Origin of the sequence: Paenibacillus turicensis, from assembly GCF_050461185.1 — a bacterium.
In the GTDB taxonomy this organism is placed as follows: Bacteria; Bacillota; Bacilli; order Paenibacillales; family Paenibacillaceae; genus Fontibacillus; species Fontibacillus turicensis_A.
This window is the reverse complement of record NZ_JBCMOR010000005.1, coordinates 1,215,991-1,234,653: the sequence shown is the minus strand read 5'-3', so window position 1 is coordinate 1,234,653 and position 18,663 is coordinate 1,215,991. Positions and strand designations below refer to the sequence as shown.

The window sequence follows — 18,663 nt, the reverse complement described above, 5'->3', positions numbered from 1 at the left end:
GGCATTTTGACTTTAATTCTCGTATAATACCAAGGAGGAGGTGAACCGGATGTCCGATGTATTGGAGCGCGTAAAGCGCATTGTTGTGGATCGCCTCGGCGCTGATGAAGCCGAAGTTACCCTTGAAGCATCTTTCAAAGATGACTTGGGAGCTGATTCGCTCGATGTTGTTGAACTAGTAATGGAATTAGAAGATGAATTTGATCTTGAAATTTCCGATGAAGATGCAGAGAAGATTACGACTGTAGGTGAAGTTGTTAACTACATACAATCTCATACCTAATTGTCGTATTAAGTCCCCCTCCTTATAGTAGGCGGGACTTCTCCTTCTATTATGATGTAATTAAATTATTAAAAATATATGACTGGATATTTACACATGAAGTCTATAAGAGGTGAATGTGTTTGAAACATAGAGTAGTAATTACAGGTATGGGCGTTGTGACCTCCTTAGGTCAAGAATTAGACCTTTTTTGGGACAACTTAACCCAAGGTAAATCTGGGATTTCACGTATAGAATCTTTTGATACTAGTGATTATCCAACACAGATTGCGGCAGAAATCAAAGAGTTTAATGTAGAAGAGTATGTAGATCGTAAGGAAGCACGCAAAATGGATCGTTTTGTGCAATTCGCAGCTGCTGGTGCATTTAAGGCACTTCAGGATAGCGGACTAAACATTGCAGAAGACACTAATCCCGAGCGTGTCGGCGTTATGATTGGTTCTGGTATTGGTGGTTTAGGTACACTTGAAGCACAGCACAGCATTTTGCTGGAAAAGGGTCCTAAACGAATGAGTCCATTTTTTATTCCGATGATGATTGCGAATATGGCATCTGGTCATGTTTCCATTCTTACCGGTGCAAAAGGACCTAATACGACAACCGTTACCGCATGTGCAACAGGTACGCATTCGATTGGGGATTCGATGAAGATGATCCAATATGGTGATGCGGATGTGATGATTTGTGGTGGTGCAGAAGCAACGATCCTAAAAACAGGATTAGGTGGATTCTGCGCGATGCGTGCGATGTCTACACGTAACGATGAGCCAGAGCGTGCGAGTCGTCCATTTGATGCTGAGCGTGATGGTTTTGTTATGGGCGAGGGTGCAGGGATTTTAATTCTTGAATCATTGGAGCATGCTCAAAAGCGTGGAGCAAAAATTTATGGTGAAGTGATTGGTTATGGTCTGAGCTCAGATGCTCATCATATGACTGATCCGGATCCAAATGGTGCTTTACGTTCAATGAGAATGGCGATTACGAATGCAGGGATTGAGAATACTGATGTGGATTACATTAATGCACATGGTACTTCCACGCCTGCTGGGGATCGCTCAGAAACGTCGGCGATTAAAGAATTGTTTGGTGAACATGCTTATAAGCTTGCTGTAAGCTCTACTAAATCAATGACAGGTCATTTACTTGGCGCGGCAGGTGGAGTTGAGGCGATTATTTGTGGCCTTACTTTGAAAAATGGTGTCATTGCTCCAACGATTAACCTTGAAAATCCTGATCCAGACTGTGATCTAGATTACGTTCCAAATCAAGCAAGAAAAAGCGATGTTAAGGTAGCAATGTCCAATTCATTTGGATTTGGTGGACATAATGCAACAATTATTCTCAAAAAATTTGAAAATTAAGGGGTAAGGCTGTTGAGCGGAGATCTAAAGCATCTGCAGCATAAACTTCAAATTTCATTTAAGAATAAGCATTTGTTGAAGCAAGCCTTTACGCATGCCTCTTATGTTAATGAACATCGGTTCAGTCAGAACGAGGATAATGAACGCCTTGAATTTTTAGGTGATGCTGTCCTTGAACTGACTGTATCCGAGCATTTGTATTTACTTTTCCCTGATCGACCTGAAGGTGAGCTAACGAAGCTTCGGGCGGCAATCGTCTGTGAGCCGTCACTTGTAAAGTTTGCTGAAAGCCTTGAATTCGGCAAATATGTATTGCTTGGTAAGGGAGAGGAACTGACAGGGGGGCGTACACGTCCCGCTTTGTTAGCAGATGTATTTGAGTCATTTGTTGGGGCTTTGTATCTGGATCAAGGCTTGGAAAAAGTAAATGAATTTCTTCATCAATATGTTTTTTCTGGCTTGACTTTGAATGGAAAGCTGCAAAGTAACGATTATAAAACTGAATTGCAGGAATTAACTCAGCACCACAACATGGGTGTGCTTGAGTACCGCATTGTGGAAGAACGTGGGCCTGCCCATGAACGGGAATTTGTATCTGAAGTATTGATGGATGGCCTTGCATTGGGGAAAGGAGCCGGACGCTCCAAAAAAGAAGCAGAGCAACAGGCAGCCGCAGAGGCGCTTGAAGTTTTGAAGTCAACTCCATGATGATAAGGAATGCGAAATCCCTGCCTCTAACGAATGAAATGTAGAGGTGGGGATTTCGCATTTCTTGGTTTAAAGGTATCGTTTTGCTTAGGTTCGTGCCTACGCTTGAAGCTATGACTATGGTACAATAACGGGTAGAGGTGATAGTGAACGTATGTTTTTGAAACGAATTGAACTCACAGGTTTCAAATCCTTTGCGGACAAAACAGAAATGGAGTTTGTTCGTGGTATAACTGCTGTTGTTGGACCTAATGGGAGTGGGAAAAGTAACATTTCCGACGGCATACGCTGGGTTTTAGGTGAACAAAGTGCGAAGTCACTACGTGGTGGTAAAATGGAAGACATTATTTTTGCAGGAAGCGATGCTCGTAAAGCGGTAAACTACAGTGAGGTTTCGCTAACGTTAGACAATAATGATCAGGCCTTACCCCTTGATTTCAGTGAGGTTACAGTAACGAGAAGAGTACATCGTAGTGGTGAAAGTGAATATATGATCAATAAGCAGTCTTGCCGATTAAAGGACATTACAGAATTATTTATGGATACAGGGATCGGTAAAGAGGCTTATTCAATAATTGGACAAGGCAGAATTGAAGAAATTTTAAGTACGAGATCAGAGGATCGTCGAGGAATTTTTGAGGAAGCCTCTGGTATTGTTAAATACAAAAGTCGCAAAAGAGAAGCGAAGCGTAAGCTAGATGAGACTGAGCAAAATTTATTGCGTATTCATGATTTAATTAGTGAATTAGAGGATCAAATTAACCCACTCAAGGAGCAGTCTGAAAAGGCACTAAAATATAAAGCTTTACGTGAGCAATTAAAAGAACGTGAAATTGCATTATATGTGTATCAAATTGGACAGATCCACCATGCTTGGAGTGAAGCTAACGAGCAGTTAGGTAAGCTGAATGAACAAAAGCTTGCCTTATCGACGGTGGTATCTACTCATGATGCGAAGCTTGAAAATGACCGACTTGCTTTGCGAAAAATTGAAGAAGAAATTGAAAGCCTGCAAAATGCTTTACTTCAGTATACCGAAGGCTTTGAGAAGACGGAAGGTCAAAGGGATGTTTTAAAGGAACGCACCCGTAACCTAATGCAAAATGAGGCTCAGCTTCAAGAAACGATCTCTATTAATGAAGAACGTTATGCTATGCGTCTTGCGGAGCTAGAGGAAGTGAAGTCTAAGTATACCTTGGCAGAGGAAGCGCTTAAGGTGTTGCGGCAGGAGCTTTCGGCAGAGGAAGCGAAGCTTATTTCTGTTACAGGTGGCATTAGTCAAGAGCAGGAGGAAGGCTTAAAGGGTCAACTGCTTGAGATTATTAACCAAATGGCACAAGCGCGTAATGAAATTCATTATGCGGAGCAACAAAAAGAAAGTCTCCATAAGCGTATGTCCCGATCGGAAGAAGAGGGGACGAAATGGCAAAGTGAGCTAGAGCGCTTGAAGGAACGAAAAGCAGAAATCAATGAGCGACTTCAGAGTCATACAAAAGAAATTACGCAAATTCGAAATGAATATATTACTCAAAGCGAGCGAGTGCAATCGTTACAAAAGTTAGTCGAGGATAGTAAAAACGGGATCTCAAAATGGCAGCAAAAGCGTGAAGGTCTTGTTTCTCGCCGAGATACGATGAAGGAAATGGAGCAGGACTTTGATGGCTTTATCGTTGGCGTTAAGGAAGTGCTTAAAGCTGCGCGAAAATCGGCTCTTCATGGTGTCCATGGTGCTGTCGCAGAACTAATTACTGTTCCTGAAAAGCTAGAGGTGGCTGTGGAGACGGCATTAGGTGCAGCGATGCAGCATATCGTCATGGAAAATGAGCAAACGGCAAGACAGGCTATTTCCTTTCTAAAGCAACGTCAGCTTGGCCGTGCGACATTTTTGCCGCTCGATGTTATTAGACCAAGACAAATTTCAGCAAGTGACCGTAAGCAACTAGAGGATTTAGAAGGCTTTATCGGTGTTGGAGTAGAACTGGTTTCCTTTGAAGCTAAATATGGGGATATAGTAGGAAGTTTACTTGGGAGCGTTATTTTTGCCAACACTTTGGAGCAAGCTAATAAAATGGCAGCACGTTTGCAATATCGTTTCCGGATTGTCACACTAGAAGGAGATGTGGTTAACGCTGGTGGATCGATGACTGGGGGAAGTCAACATCGTAAAAATAGTAATTTGCTTGGTCGCAAACGTCAGCTTGAGCAGCTTGATCAAGATATAAAGGAAGCAGATGAAATGGTAATCAAGCTCAAAAAATCACTTGAAGATGTTCATCAGCAGCTTCGTCAAACAGAGGATCAGCTAGAGCATTTGCGACAAGCTGGGGATAAGAAACGTGCCGAGGAGCAAGCAGCTGCAAGTGATTTAAAGCAAATTGATCATGAGTGGCGCCATGTTTCTGAGCAGTTTGAGCTGTATGGTCAAGAAAAAGGACATTATTTAAATGAGCTAAAGCAGCTTGAGGAAAGTAAGATAAAGGCTGAGGCTATGAAAGCGCAGCTAGAGCAGCAGGAGGCACAAATTCATCAAGCGATCCATGCAGCTGAATTTGCACGCAAAGCTAACGAATCTGCCAAAGAGGAATTGCAGGATATGCTTACCTCCTTAAAGGTAAAAGAAGGTAAGCTGGATCAGGAATGTACTTCCCTTCGTCAACAATTTCAACGCTCCGAAGCAGATTGTAAAGAGATGTTTACAAGTTTAGAGCAAAATCGTAAAATCCTTGCTTCAATTAAAGTAGACTTAGCTCAAATTGAGCAGACAAGTGTACAGCAAATTGAGCAACTAAACGAATTTAAGCTTAAAAAGGCAAGTAGTAGTGAAGAGCTAGAGTTAAAACGTGCCTCTCGCTTAGCTTATGTAAAGAAGTTAGAAGAAGGCGAAAATGAAACAAAAGAACAACGTATGGCGCTGAAAACAGTGGAGGAGCAATTACGTACGATTGAAATACAAGTCAATCGCTTGGATGTAGAGTTGGACAACATTTTGCGCAAGCTTAGTGATGAATATGAGCTGAGCTATGAACTGGCGAAATCACGTTATCCTGTGCCAGAACAGGTTGAAGAAGCACAAGCCGAGGTGAAGGAGCTAAAACGAAGTATTTCAATGCTTGGTGAGGTTAACCTAGGGGCAATCGAGGAATATGAACGTGTTTCTGAACGTTATGATTTTTTAAGTGAACAAAAAGATGATTTAGTTGAAGCAAAAACGACTTTATATCAAGTGATATATGAAATGGATGAAGAAATGTCTAAACGGTTTAAAGCGACCTTTGATGAAATTAGACGTGAGTTTGCAATTGTGTTTACAAAGCTTTTTGGCGGTGGACGAGCAGATTTAATATTGGTTGATCCCACGAACCTGCTTGAAACAGGAATAGATGTGGTTGCACAGCCACCAGGTAAAAAGCTACAAAATCTACAGCTCCTTTCAGGGGGAGAACGTGCTTTAACCGCTATGGCTTTATTATTTGCGATTTTACAGGTGAAGCCAGTGCCGTTTTGTGTACTGGATGAGGTTGAGGCAGCGCTGGATGAGGCTAATGTGGTGAGGTTTGCCCAATATTTACGGGAATTTAGTGAACAGACACAGTTTATTGTTGTTACGCATCGTAAAGGCACGATGGAGGAAGCTGATGTTTTATATGGTGTTACGATGGAGGAAGGCGGCGTTTCCAAACTTGTGTCTGTTAAGCTAGAGGATGAGGATAGCATTGAAATCGCATAAAGATTGCATATAATTTTATAAAATCCCCATGGTATTACTATAAGCTCAATTTAACAGCTATTATGAATTTTTGATTTTGAGCCATTTTGAAAGGATGATATTATGAGTTTCTTCAAGAAGCTGAAAGAAAGCATTACATCAACAACAGAAAATATTACGAAACAGTTTAAAGATGGGCTAGAAAAAAGTCGGAAGGGCTTTGTAGAAAAAGTAACACAGCTCATTACAGGACGTAAAAAAATAGATGAAGAATTTTTTGAAGAGCTTGAAGAAATTTTGATCGGGGCCGATGTTGGTGTTAATACTGTAATGAACTTAATTGATGAGCTTCGTGACGAAGTGAAGCAACGTCGGATTGAGAACCCAGCAGACCTACAGCCGATCTTAACGGAAAAGCTGGTAGAGCTTCTTCGTAGTGATGAAGATAACAAGCTAAACTTAAATCCAGATGGAATTTCAGTTATATTATTTGTAGGGGTAAATGGCGTTGGGAAAACAACTACGATTGGTAAGCTTGCCCATTACTATAAGCAGCAAGGGAAAAAGGTCATTATGGCAGCTGGAGATACATTTCGTGCTGGTGCAATCGAACAGCTAGAGGTGTGGGGAGAACGTGTAGGTGTTGAGGTAATTAAGCAGCAAGCAGGCGCAGACCCTGCGGCCGTAATGTTTGATGCAGTACAGGCAGCTAAGCAACGTGGAGCGGATATATTGCTTTGCGATACAGCGGGAAGATTGCAAAACAAAACAAACCTAATGGAAGAATTAAATAAAATATTCCGTGTCATTCAACGTGAAATTCCATCTGCTCCGCATGAGGTGCTTATGGTACTGGATGCCACAACAGGGCAAAATGCATTAAGTCAAGCTAAACTATTTGGTGAAAAAAGTAGTGTAACAGGGCTTGTATTAACGAAGTTAGATGGAACGGCAAAAGGTGGAATTGTTATCGCGATTCGTCAAGAGCTAAGCCTGCCAGTCAAATTAGTAGGTCTTGGAGAAAAAATGGATGACCTACAACCATTTGATTCAGCGCAATTTGTACATGGTTTATTTGATGGTTTAATTGTAGAGGAAGACACCGAACAACAAGAGACAGTATAACATAGAGTACATTTGTAATTTTGTGAAAATAAAGGAGGTGCATGTGAGATGGCTAATACACACACATATGAACCAAAGGAAGAGATTGCCAATGCGATTACGCATGGGATTGGGGCGTTATTAAGCTTAGCAGGGCTGGTATTACTTATTGTGTTTGCCAGTATAAAAGGAACTGCGTGGCATGTCGTGAGCTTTACGGTTTATGGGGTAAGTATGCTGCTGCTTTATTCATGCTCTACTTTAGTGCATAGCTTTAAGGAAGGGAAGGTTAAAGATTTATTTGAAATCTTTGATCACTCTTCGATTTACATTTATATTGCAGGAACCTATACCCCATTTATGCTAATTGCCGCTCGTGGACCATTAGGCTGGACTTTGTTTGGGATTGTATGGGGAATCGCGATTGTAGGTGTTGTGTTTAAAGCTTTTTTTGTAAAACGATTTCTGTTTATGTCCACGATTTTTTATCTGATCATGGGGTGGCTAATTGTATTTGCATGGGGCCCATTAACTGCGGCAGTGCCTGCACCTGGTATTACGCTACTCGTTATTGGTGGGATTTTGTATAGCCTAGGGACCATTTTTTATGTATGGCGTGGCTTCCCTTATCATCATGCTATTTGGCATCTGTTTGTATTGGCCGCAAGCATCGTTCATTTCTTTGCGATTTTGCTTTATTTATTGCCTGTTTAATAAAGGGATTTAATTAAGGCTCTATTTAGAAAATTAGTACATGACAACGATAGGAGGCTGGTAGCTACGCTCGAGAGAGTTCTTGCGTTTGTTGTTTAATCATATTCCTTTTTTTGAAGTATATTTATGGGATAGAATTTGATTTAAAGAGACAACCTTCAGAATCTCTCTGTCTCTTCGCTAGTTCGGGTTAGTGGTCAAGCACTAATTTAAATAAAGAGCCTTAAAAAAAGATTAGGATGTTAAGGGAATTTCCTTGACATCCTGATTTTGTTCTTGTATGATAAAGAACGTTGATACGCTGTAAAGTGTTTTTCCTTGACGGAGGGAGTGCCCATATGAGTCAAGAGAATAAGCTTGAGAAAACGAATCGGGTCAACCTATTGTTTGACTTTTATGAGAAGCTGCTAACAGATAAGCAGCAGACCTTTTTAAAATATTATTTCCATGATGATTTTTCATTAGGGGAAATCGCAGCAGAATTTGAGATCAGTCGTCAGGCTGTATATGAACATATTAAACGTGCAGAAGGCATGCTTGAAAATTATGAAGAAAAGCTGGGACTGCTACATAAGCATGAACAACGTACAGCGTTGTTTGTACAGGCGAAGAAGCTATTATCGGAGAGCGAATTGTCTGCGGAACAACAAACTGAGCTGGAGTTTTTGCTTAAAGAGATGCATCAGCTATAATAGATATTGTACAAGTTATGATGGTTGGAGGTGACGATATATGGCTTTTGAAGGATTGACAAGCCGTCTGCAAAATGTATTTAGTAAATTGCGTGGCAGAGGGAAAGTTTCCGAAGAGGATGTCAATACAGCGATGAGAGAAGTAAGACTTGCATTGCTGGAGGCCGACGTCAACTTTAAGGTTGTTAAAGATTTCATAGCAAAAGTGAAGGAAAAGTCTGTTGGTAGTGAAGTGATGGATAGCTTTACACCAGGTATGGTTATTATTGATATCGTCAATAAAGAATTAACTGAGTTAATGGGTGGAAGTCAATCAAAATTGGCTAAAAGTAATAAATCACCAACGGTTATTCTTATGGCAGGTTTGCAAGGGGCGGGTAAAACGACAACTTCTGCTAAACTAGCGAAGTTATTGTTAAAAGGCAATCACCGTCCACTTCTTGTAGCGGGAGATATTTATCGTCCTGCTGCGATTAAACAATTGCAAGTATTAGGCGAGCAGATTAAAGTCCCTGTGTTTACACTTCCTGAGGGAAATAGTCCTGTTAAAATTGCATCCGACGCATTACAACATGCAAAAGACAATAACAATGACTATTTAATTATTGATACTGCGGGTCGTTTGCACGTAGATGAAGAGTTGATGGAAGAAATTCGTCAGATTCATGAAGTTACACAACCAGATGAAGTTTTGTTGGTTGTTGATGCGATGACAGGGCAAGATGCAGTTAATGTAGCCGATAGCTTTAATAAGCAATTATCACTTACTGGTGTAGTGCTTACGAAGCTGGATGGAGATACACGTGGTGGTGCAGCTTTATCTGTTAAAGCAGTGACAGGTTGTCCAATCAAATTTGCTGCATTAGGTGAAAAGATTGATGCTTTAGAGCCGTTCCATCCTGAGCGGATGGCTTCCCGTATTTTGGGTATGGGTGATATGTTATCCTTGATCGAGAAGGCGCAAGCGGAGATTGATACTGACAAAGCAAAAGAAATGGAACGTAAAATGCGTAATGCTGAGTTTACGTTTGATGATTTCTTAGAGCAGATGGCTCAAGTCAAAAAGCTTGGACCGATTGATCAAATTATGGATATGATTCCTGGCATGGGCAAGATGAAGCAAATGCAGGATGTCAAAGTGGATGAAAAGCAGATGGATCGTGTTGAAGCGATTGTACATTCCATGACAAAGCAAGAAAAACAAAATCCTGATATGATTAATCACAATCGTCGGAAGCGGATTGCAGCTGGAAGTGGAACTAATATAGCAGACGTTAATCGCTTAATTAAGCAATTTGATGAAATGCGCCGAATGATGAAGCAATTATCTGGTATGATGGGCTCCAAAGGTAAAGGAAACAAAATGCTAAAACAGATGCAAGGTAAAGCCGGTAAGGGTGGTTTTAAGTTCCCTTTTCGTTAATAAATAAAGGTTAGTTTATCTTTTGAAGGAGGTGAATTTCGTGGCAGTTCGTATTCGTTTGAAACGTATTGGTGCTCATAAAGCGCCTTTCTATCGCATCGTGGTATCGAATTCTCGTTCCCCGCGTGACGGTCGTTTTATCGAGGAGATTGGTTACTACAATCCAGTTGCTAATCCAGCAGTTGTTAACATCGATGAAGAAAAAGCGTTGAAATGGTTGCAAGATGGAGCACAAGCATCTGACACCGTTCGCAACTTGCTCAGCAAAGCAGGCGTAATGAAGAAGTTTCATGAGTCTAAATTACAAAAGTAATCATTGCTGATTTCGGAGGGTCTATATGGAACAATTAGTCAGCGTTATTGCGAAGGCTCTTGTTGATCATCCGGACGATGTTCGTGTGGAGATCGTGGAGAAGGAACACCTGATTGTTTATGAGCTAACTGTACATCCTGATGATGTGGGGAAAGTCATTGGCAAGCAAGGAAGAATTGCCAAGTCCCTCCGCACAGTTGTAGCATCGGCAGCCGTTAAGATGGATAAGCGGGTTACCGTTGATATCATCTCTTAAAGTTATACGAAAGTGGGTTAGGATGAATTCCTAGCCCTTTTTCGTTCAATTATAAGGATATTCATGTTCACTAAGTTATAGGAGGTATGTATGGCAGAACAGCAATTTTTGACAGTAGGTAAAATTGTGAATACGCATGGGGTTCGTGGCGATTTGAAGGTTTTGTTGCATACTGATTTTCCGGATGTTCGTTTTGCACCAAAAAGCCACTTAAGTCTTTTCCATCCAGAAAGTGGAGCCAAGGTAGACGTGAAGGTAGTCGCTTCAAGACCTCTTAAGGGAATGTATCTAGTACGTTTTGAAGGTTTTGATAACATTAATTTAGTTGAAAAATTCAAAGGGTATGAAATTAAGGTTACAAAGGATAATACCGTCCCACTTGAGGAAGGTGAATATTACTATCATCAAATTATCGGCTGTCGTGTTGTTGGTGATGATGGTGCGGATTTAGGTGTGATTGAAGAAATTCTTCGTCCAGGGGCAAATGATGTTTGGACAGTAAAAATGCCAAATGGAAAACCGTTGCTCCTACCTGTAATCGATGATGTTGTGTTAGATGTAGATGTTGAGCAAAAAATTGTGAAGGTTCATTTAATGGAAGGGCTGTTATAATGATGAGAATGGATGTTCTCACTTTGTTTCCAGAAATGTTCGACGGAGTATTTGGCACTAGCATTTTAGGTAAAGCACAACAAAAAGGGATTATAGCTCTAAACGCGATTAATTTTCGTGAATATGCAGGAAACAAACATTGTACAGTTGATGATATGCCTTATGGTGGCGGTGGAGGTATGGTGCTGAAGGCAGAACCTATTTTTGCTGCGGTTGAGGATTTACTTGCTAAACAAGCTGCTAACACGATAGAATCGACTGCTTTGGCTACCGATGATGCTACCAATGATCTTGGGGGGGATGTAGCATCGGTTAAAGCGCCACGGATCATTTTAATGTGTCCGCAGGGGGAAACCTTTACACAGCGTAAAGCAGAGGAGCTAGCCCAAGAAGACCACCTTATTTTTATTTGCGGCCATTATGAAGGTTATGATGAACGTATTCGTGAGCATTTAGTAACTGATGAGATTTCGATCGGTGATTATGTACTAACAGGCGGAGAGCTACCTGCGATGACGGTTATAGACAGTGTTTCAAGACTATTGCCAGGTGTGCTTGGTAATGCGAGTAGTGCAGTTAGTGATTCCTTTAGTACAGGCTTACTTGAATATCCACATTATACAAGACCTGCTGAGTTTAGAGGGTGGAAGGTTCCTGATGTATTGATTAGTGGACATCATGCCAATGTAGCGGTGTGGCGCCGTCAGGAAGCACTTCGTCGTACATTTGAACGTCGTCCTGATTTGTTGGAGAAAATTGAGCTGTCTAAGCAAGATATAGCCTTCATCAATGGGCTAAAGCTTGAAAAACAGCAGCAGGGCAATGCCAATGAGCTTGACTAAAACGATAAATAGATAAAGAGCTATTTCCTACTGGGGTACACCTTGGAAATAGCTCTTTTTTGATATGAATAAAAGCAATTAACATGAATCCCTAACGAATCTCTTGCTTTCTGAATAAGAACATACCCGTAATAATAAATATTATTGTGAAGGAAATATTAAAGCCTATTGCTAGTAGAATATTTAAAGGGTTCGGTAGGATTGACAGAGAACTCATAAACAAAAATGGACTTAACACTCTTGGAATAAATCCGAATACATGTGCAATTGTAGTAAAAATAACAACCGTAACGACCGCCATAACAGCATTAATTTTTGAAAATGATAAACGTAGAATGAACTGTATAAATATAAATAATGCACTCCAACCTGAGAAAAGAACAGATGCAATAACAAGAAAGGAATTAGTTATACTTATATTGTTTTCAGTCCATAAAGCATAAAAAGAAGAGCTATAGCTGCTATATTGCCACGTGGTTTGAAAAAATAAACTACCTACTATGGTTGTAATTAATAAAACAAAAAGAGTTAATAATATAGAAAGTAAAAGTTGAGATACACAGTGAGTAATCCATAATTTTGTTCGATTTTGAACTCGATGTATAATAAATAAAGTAAGTTCATCCATATTTGTTGCTAAAATAATTGAAATATAGACAAAGATAAAGTTCAGAAATACCCATGATAATATAAAAGGAAAGGTGATAGGCTCTTGCCACCCACCAAGCGCAAAAAAAATAAAATCAATTACATTAATTTTTAAGTTATATATGTCCCCTTGTTGATTTAATCTCAAGAGTTGTAAACAAAGATAAAACAAAACACTTGCTGTAAAGATAATAATATTTTTAAATTTAAAAAACGACCTTAATTGTAATTGAATTAAATTTTTCATCCACGTATCTCCAATTGTTGAATATCGATCCACTTTATTTTTTGAAAAATAAAATAACCCATTAAAAAGATTCCACACAAGATATAAAGATTGGAGAAAGCGATTGTAAAGTAAGGTACTTCAAGGCCGTATGGGGCATACTCATAATGCAAGCCAATAATATACTGAGAAAAGGGTAACCATATTAAAAACTTGCTACTCGTGACATAGAATGCATTATGTACTAGAGATATAATTATGAGTAACCCTACCGACATGCTAGCACTTCTAGTATAGATTGAAATAAATAAAGCTATTAACCCAATGAAAAATAGCCCTAAAATAAAAGTAATTAACATTGATATATAGTGTAAAATTGATAACTCTGTCAGGAAGATGAAATGGTACTTAGGACCGATGTAGGGAATATTAAATAGAATGGTAACTAGTCCAGCCATAAAAAAGGCAATGAAAGTAAAACAAATTGATAGAAACATCAAAAAAGTATATTTGTTAAATACATAGCTTAATCTACTTTTTGCTCTAGCAAAAATGAAAAAAATATGTCCTTCATTAAAATCATTTGTAAAAAGATCAGCTATTAAAATAGTGTATAAGATAGGAAACATAAAAAACATAATAAATTGAGAAGAGTTTATGATTCCAATAAAATAGTCAGCTGCATTTAATACGGCATCTTTAGGTAATAATTGTGATAGAGATAATATTTCATAGACATTTTTTTTACTGTAAAGTGCACATATAAACAAAAGAAACGAAACAATAATAATTTTCCATTTTGATTTACTCATATATTTTTTTAATTCATAAATAAACATTTTTACACAACCTTAAAAATTTCGTATGAAAAATTGAATTTATTAAAAAATATTTTTAATTCTTCTTCAGTTGTAAATCTTGCAACAATAACTGGTTTTCCTTCATGTCTTTCAGTTAACCTTATGTCTGATTTTGCTTGTAGAACCCTTTCAACATCTTCTAAGTTACTTAGAACTATGTGCCATTCTTTAAAATTAACATTATCTTCTTGTACTAATGATTTGTTTTTAATTTTTAAAACACGGTCGCATAGTTGTTGAATCTCATCTGTACTATGAGAAACAAATAAAAAGCTAGTACCCTGCTCAGTCAGTGTACGAATAATATTTGAAAATTGAAGAATACCTTCTTGGTCTAATCCATTTGTTGGTTCATCAAATAAAATTAGCTGTGGTTTTTCCATAATTGCTTGTGCTATACCTAAGCGTTGTCTCATTCCTAATGAATATTGACGCACCTTTTTAGTGTTGTAAGGATCAAGACCTACATCAATTAATGATTGAATTATATCTTGCTTTGTAATTATGTTTCTAATTTTTGATAAATAATATAAGTTAGTAAAACCAGTTAAATGATCCATAAACGAAGGTGCTTCAATTAAAATACCAATACTTTCTGGTAAATTACCTATTTTTCCGGGGGTAATCACATTATCATTTACTAGAATTTGTCCAGATGAAGGATAGCTTAATCCAGCAGCTAATCTCAATATAGTCGTTTTTCCTGATCCATTAGCTCCAATGATTCCTAATACTTCCCCCTTACCAAGGGAAAAGTTGATATTTTCTAAAATTTGATGCTGTCCCATTTTTTTATACACTTGCTTAAATTCAATTATATTTTTTTTAGCTTTTGTCATTTGCTTCTCCTCTTATCTTAAGATTAAAGTTTCTTTGGTGAATTTCTTATTAAATATATAAGAAATTAAAGGGATCATCACTAAGATTAGTACAACCCAATATAATGGAACTATACTCCAATTAAATGATTTTGTAATAAAATCTCCTGTCATTGTTAAAGGAGACATATTATAAAGTAAAAGTCCTAATTCATCACTGAACATTGGCATTGCTTGAAGAAACTGTGAAATACCTATAAAAAACACATAAGGCAACATGACTGCCACATATAAGTTTTTAAACAAAATACTAAAGAATATGCTTAAACAACTATAAAAAAATGCCATGAGGCTCTGATTTAAAATAATGAGTAGGCAGTATAGAAATGGTTGGTTTAAAAATAGTGGTGCAGCGTAAAAGACAATGCCCTGATCAAGCGCAGGTAATTTAAATGGAAAAAAGGTCATAGTTACAATAAGTAAGATAGCTTGAATAACAAAAACAAATAAGAAGCTCAGTGTTCCAAATACAGTAATCTTAGTCCAAATATATTGTTTGCTGCCTGTCCTAACCAGACTATAGGATAGCATACTTGAACGTCGCTCTTTTATAAAAAAATCTCCAGTTGCTAAAGTGATAGCTAATGGTAAGAATATAAATAGAAAGCCCGAGCCACCTCCTTGAACAGATACAAAGTATTCAAAAGAGGACATAGATTCATACATTGGATTAGCAGTAGGTTGTTCACTATAAACAAGCAATATATTGGCAAATGCTATTATGAGGTAAATTATAAAAGAAATCCATGTAGTGTAGGATGCTAAAAGTTTTTTAACATCTTGTTTCCATATTCTTAGTATCATTAATATTTTCCTTTCGTTGCATGTTAATGAACAATGTTGGATTAAAAGAAGCGTCAAAATTTTGACGCTTCTTTATTATTAAGGCTCCCAAGATAGGTTAACAGTATTAGTAAATTGATTTATAACAGATGATCTAAAAGCGCCTTTAATACTGGAACCTTTAGAATTAGTTGTGTGACTTTGGGTGATTGTTTTTCCAGAAGCGTGAGTTTTGTTTGATGAGAGTTGATCGTTATTAGTATTAACTATATTAGAGACTACATCGTATTTTGGTTTGGTAACTTTAGTTTGCTGTGTATTTTGTGTTGATTGCCGTTCTACTGTGTACCACCAGCCGTTACGTGGTAGTGTAATTGTACTTGAGTACCATGCTGCTAACGCTTGGCTTGCAATTAACATAGATAGGACTGAAATAATAGTGAATTTAAGTAAGAATTTTCTTTTCATTTTTGAAACCTCCTTAAGTAATTATTAGGTTTACTTACAAACTTCCTGTTCCCCTCCTTTTAACTATATTTAATACAAAACTATTAAATTGGTAATACATATAATATACTACCATATATTATATTAATTTAAAATATTTATGTAATTATAATATAGAATTCATTCAAACTAGCTAAGTAGTATATAGATTAAACGAAATTTAACAATTTTAATTTCCATTTTTATAGGGATTAATGAATAATAGTAAAGAAAGTAAATATGTTTGTAAGTAATCGCAGAACTAACGAAGACAACATACCGGATAAATAAAAATTGAGCTATATTCTTAGGTGTTAACCTTGAAAATAGCTCTTGTCTATATTTGGATTTTATTTTAAATACGTCACTTTTATATATTTAAACTATTTAAGTTCATTTAAAATTTGAGCTAAAGTGATTGGATTATGTGCTGAATTATGTGTGGGTTCCATGCTTTTAGATGAATTCATATCGTAGGATGCCTGTGAAGCGTTGAGGAAGCTTGGGTAAGATTCTGGGTAGGTTTGTGCTACAAATAAATAGGTGCCGTCTATATTCACTTGAGTGGCGTCTTCAATTACAAAGGTTTCGTTTTCAAATTCACCACCAGGGCGTTTTAAAAAAAGGGTCGAATCTGTGCTTTCACCTTTCAAAACTTTTTCAACTGAAATTTCATAAATAGAATAGGGAATGCTTTCAGCTTCCACTAGTCCTGTGTCAGAATCAGCACCTTGCTCCACTTTAATATCAAGCATTTTATATTGTATACTTTTTACAGTGCCACTGAATACCAAGTCGGCAGAATCAACAAGGTCTTTTGCAGTATCATATTGTGGATAATCCGCGTGAATGATTGTTACTTCTTTGCCTTGACTACTAGAATCTAGCGTATCTATTTTACTTTGGCAGCCTGATATGATTAATATCATAACAACTAAGGACATAATTACATACAAATATTTATTTCTATTTCTCATTGTCTATCGCCTCCATTGTAGGTCGTGTCTGAAAAGTGATACAAGGTCATCTGTTCCCTGCTGACATTTCAAACACTCCCTAGTATTTTTTATTCACATTTTTAATATCAAAGGATTGAGGTGTAGTTAAGCTATTACGATTTCTTGAATGCTTCATTAGAGACGAGCTACTGGTGGATGGATTATCACATAGCCAAAAAACATGTCCGAACTCATGGGCAACGGTACTTTTGGCGAAGGAGTCAAAATTTGTAGCATCTTTACTAATCGTTCTAGCATTCACCTTAATCGTAAATTTAGTTGTATATCCTGTTGAAGTGTTATAGCTTTGAGAGCATAAGCCATACCAGCTATCATTAAATTTGGCGGCTTCAATCGTATTATTGCTTGAGGCTGAGGTGGAGATGGATACCTTTGCACTGGAGCTATTCCAAGCAGAACGAGCATTGTTAATGATGGATACCCATGTACTGTTATAGCTGCTCGAATAGCTCTTTACAGTAATACTTCCGCTTTTAGATCCATAATTCAGGTAGGGATCAGCGGCATGAACCAGTGCGGCAGAACTAAGAAGTAAAGTGAAAATTAACACAAGTGAGCTTAGCTTTTTTACTTTTTTCATGTTATTACTCTCCCATCTACTCTAGCATTTAGATTAAATTTACTTACTCTACTAAAAAATTAGAAAGCCTCCCTTCAACATAAAAATGGAAAATAATCTTATTTTGGTAATGTTACAGTTAAATGGTAATCTAAATAAAATTATTTGTAAATGAATAAAGTGGAAAAAATATGAATTATTATTTTAAATCTAGCAAAATATAATAGAGTTATAGATATGTATCTTTTAAGCTATGATTAAAATTACTGAATGCTTTTGGGTTTATTTTCTATAATAATACAACTTATTTTACGATTTATTAAAGTTCTTGAAATTCTTAAAATACATTAAGGGGGATTAGCCATGGGAACAATTGCAGTTATTGGTGGGGGAGAATTACGATTAGAAGAAACATTAGTATTAGATCAGGAAATTGTGAAGTTAACGGGAAAAGAAAAGCCAGTTGCTTTATTTATTCCAACAGCAAACTATGATTCGCAAGGTTATTGTGAAACCTTTGACTTGATTTATGGTGAAAAGCTAGGTTGTGTAACGAAGCATTTGTTATTAACGATGCAAGAGTATACAGTGACCCAGTTAGAACATTTAATATTGTCTGCCGACCTCATTTATGTTGGTGGGGGGAATACTCGTTTTTTGTTAGAAACGTGGCGGGAGCTTGGCGTAGATGAAATTTTAAAGAGAGCATATCATCAAGGTGTCGTGTTATCTGGACTTAGTGCTGGTTCTATATGCTGGTATGAACATGGCTGTAGTGAGGAAGCTTCTGTGAGTGAGCCTAACGAATTCAATTATGTTAGATTAGAGGGATTAGGGTTATTACAAGGGATTCATGCCCCTCATTATAATGAGGGTGATTATGATGTTAGCTTAAAACAAATGGTGAGTGAGCATCACGAAGTTGGGATTGGTATCGATGATAACTGTATGATTGTATATAGGGATGATCATTTTCGGATTTTCAACTCTGAAGAAGGTGCTAAGGTACATCGAATTACTGCCTGTAAACAGGGTGGTAGGGATGAGGTTGAAATTACTGCCCTTCCAGCAACAGATGAGGAGATGCAGGTAGAGTATTTATATGGAGATAAATAAAGAGGTTTAAAGAAAGCAATCTCTAAAAGGCAAAGGATAAGGTGAAGGAATGAAAAGAGATGAGAAGAAGTGGG

20 protein-coding genes are annotated in these 18,663 nt (G+C 37.6%); 13 read left to right on the top strand and 7 right to left on the bottom strand.

What is annotated here, in order from left to right:
- The first annotated feature begins 49 nt into the window (after window positions 1-49).
- The 12 genes from acpP (at window position 50) to trmD (ending at window position 12,014) form a co-directional block, all read left to right on the top strand.
- Window positions 50-283, top strand: coding sequence for an acyl carrier protein (gene acpP, locus ABE099_RS07875; protein WP_019638123.1), 234 nt, complete (start codon window positions 50-52; stop codon window positions 281-283).
- A 122-nt stretch (window positions 284-405) separates the two neighbouring features.
- On the top strand, window positions 406-1,644 hold the full coding sequence (gene fabF / locus ABE099_RS07870; protein ID WP_430029047.1) for a beta-ketoacyl-ACP synthase II: 1,239 nt from the start codon (window positions 406-408) through the stop codon (window positions 1,642-1,644).
- Window positions 1,645-1,656: 12 nt separating this feature from the next.
- The gene (gene rnc, locus ABE099_RS07865) at window positions 1,657-2,352 is read left to right on the top strand and encodes a ribonuclease III (RefSeq protein WP_210090894.1); all 696 of its coding nucleotides are present in this window, start codon (window positions 1,657-1,659) and stop codon (window positions 2,350-2,352) included.
- A gap of 154 nt (window positions 2,353-2,506) precedes the next feature.
- Entirely contained in the window at window positions 2,507-6,079 is a 3,573-nt protein-coding gene (gene smc / locus ABE099_RS07860; RefSeq protein WP_430029044.1) for a chromosome segregation protein SMC, read from the top strand.
- A gap of 102 nt (window positions 6,080-6,181) precedes the next feature.
- On the top strand, window positions 6,182-7,183 hold the full coding sequence (ftsY, locus tag ABE099_RS07855) for a signal recognition particle-docking protein FtsY (RefSeq protein WP_430029042.1): 1,002 nt from the start codon (window positions 6,182-6,184) through the stop codon (window positions 7,181-7,183).
- Window positions 7,184-7,231: 48 nt separating this feature from the next.
- Window positions 7,232-7,876 carry a PAQR family membrane homeostasis protein TrhA gene (gene trhA / locus ABE099_RS07850; protein WP_430029040.1) on the top strand — a complete coding sequence of 215 codons (645 nt, stop codon included), beginning with the start codon at window positions 7,232-7,234 and terminating at the stop codon, window positions 7,874-7,876.
- A gap of 338 nt (window positions 7,877-8,214) precedes the next feature.
- Entirely contained in the window at window positions 8,215-8,568 is a 354-nt protein-coding gene (locus tag ABE099_RS07845) for a putative DNA-binding protein (RefSeq protein ID WP_430029038.1), read from the top strand.
- Window positions 8,569-8,608: 40 nt separating this feature from the next.
- Window positions 8,609-9,991 carry a signal recognition particle protein gene (gene ffh / locus ABE099_RS07840; protein WP_430029036.1) on the top strand — a complete coding sequence of 461 codons (1,383 nt, stop codon included), beginning with the start codon at window positions 8,609-8,611 and terminating at the stop codon, window positions 9,989-9,991.
- A 40-nt stretch (window positions 9,992-10,031) separates the two neighbouring features.
- Window positions 10,032-10,304: a 30S ribosomal protein S16 gene (gene rpsP / locus ABE099_RS07835; RefSeq protein ID WP_210090900.1), complete on the top strand. Its 273-nt coding sequence runs from the start codon at window positions 10,032-10,034 to the stop codon at window positions 10,302-10,304.
- 25 nt (window positions 10,305-10,329) lie between these two features.
- Window positions 10,330-10,560, top strand: a complete 231-nt coding sequence (locus ABE099_RS07830) for a KH domain-containing protein (protein WP_210090901.1) — start codon at window positions 10,330-10,332, stop codon at window positions 10,558-10,560.
- 90 nt (window positions 10,561-10,650) lie between these two features.
- Window positions 10,651-11,172, top strand: coding sequence for a ribosome maturation factor RimM (gene rimM / locus ABE099_RS07825; protein WP_430029033.1), 522 nt, complete (start codon window positions 10,651-10,653; stop codon window positions 11,170-11,172).
- A gap of 2 nt (window positions 11,173-11,174) precedes the next feature.
- The gene (gene trmD / locus ABE099_RS07820) at window positions 11,175-12,014 is read left to right on the top strand and encodes a tRNA (guanosine(37)-N1)-methyltransferase TrmD (protein ID WP_430030531.1); all 840 of its coding nucleotides are present in this window, start codon (window positions 11,175-11,177) and stop codon (window positions 12,012-12,014) included.
- Window positions 12,015-12,105: 91 nt separating this feature from the next.
- Here trmD and ABE099_RS07815 read toward each other — a convergent pair whose 3' ends face one another.
- The 7 genes from ABE099_RS07815 to ABE099_RS07785 form a co-directional block, all read right to left on the bottom strand.
- A complete protein-coding gene (locus tag ABE099_RS07815) occupies window positions 12,106-12,909 on the bottom strand; it encodes a hypothetical protein (RefSeq protein WP_430029031.1) in 804 nt (267 codons plus the stop codon).
- Window positions 12,906-13,727 carry a hypothetical protein gene (locus tag ABE099_RS07810; RefSeq protein ID WP_430029029.1) on the bottom strand — a complete coding sequence of 274 codons (822 nt, stop codon included), beginning with the start codon at window positions 13,725-13,727 and terminating at the stop codon, window positions 12,906-12,908. Before ABE099_RS07810 ends, ABE099_RS07815 begins: the two co-directional genes overlap by 4 nt.
- A gap of 2 nt (window positions 13,728-13,729) precedes the next feature.
- A complete protein-coding gene (locus ABE099_RS07805; RefSeq protein WP_430029027.1) occupies window positions 13,730-14,587 on the bottom strand; it encodes an ABC transporter ATP-binding protein in 858 nt (285 codons plus the stop codon).
- A gap of 12 nt (window positions 14,588-14,599) precedes the next feature.
- Complete coding sequence (locus tag ABE099_RS07800) at window positions 14,600-15,430, bottom strand: hypothetical protein (protein ID WP_430029025.1); 831 nt, start codon at window positions 15,428-15,430, stop codon at window positions 14,600-14,602.
- 78 nt (window positions 15,431-15,508) lie between these two features.
- Complete coding sequence (locus tag ABE099_RS07795) at window positions 15,509-15,877, bottom strand: hypothetical protein (protein ID WP_430029023.1); 369 nt, start codon at window positions 15,875-15,877, stop codon at window positions 15,509-15,511.
- A 401-nt stretch (window positions 15,878-16,278) separates the two neighbouring features.
- On the bottom strand, window positions 16,279-16,872 hold the full coding sequence (locus tag ABE099_RS07790) for a hypothetical protein (protein ID WP_430029021.1): 594 nt from the start codon (window positions 16,870-16,872) through the stop codon (window positions 16,279-16,281).
- A gap of 79 nt (window positions 16,873-16,951) precedes the next feature.
- Window positions 16,952-17,494 carry a hypothetical protein gene (locus ABE099_RS07785; protein WP_430029019.1) on the bottom strand — a complete coding sequence of 181 codons (543 nt, stop codon included), beginning with the start codon at window positions 17,492-17,494 and terminating at the stop codon, window positions 16,952-16,954.
- A 342-nt stretch (window positions 17,495-17,836) separates the two neighbouring features.
- Here ABE099_RS07785 and ABE099_RS07780 point away from each other — a divergent pair, with 342 nt between their 5' ends.
- A complete protein-coding gene (locus ABE099_RS07780) occupies window positions 17,837-18,589 on the top strand; it encodes a Type 1 glutamine amidotransferase-like domain-containing protein (protein ID WP_430029017.1) in 753 nt (250 codons plus the stop codon).
- Window positions 18,590-18,663 lie beyond the last annotated feature (74 nt).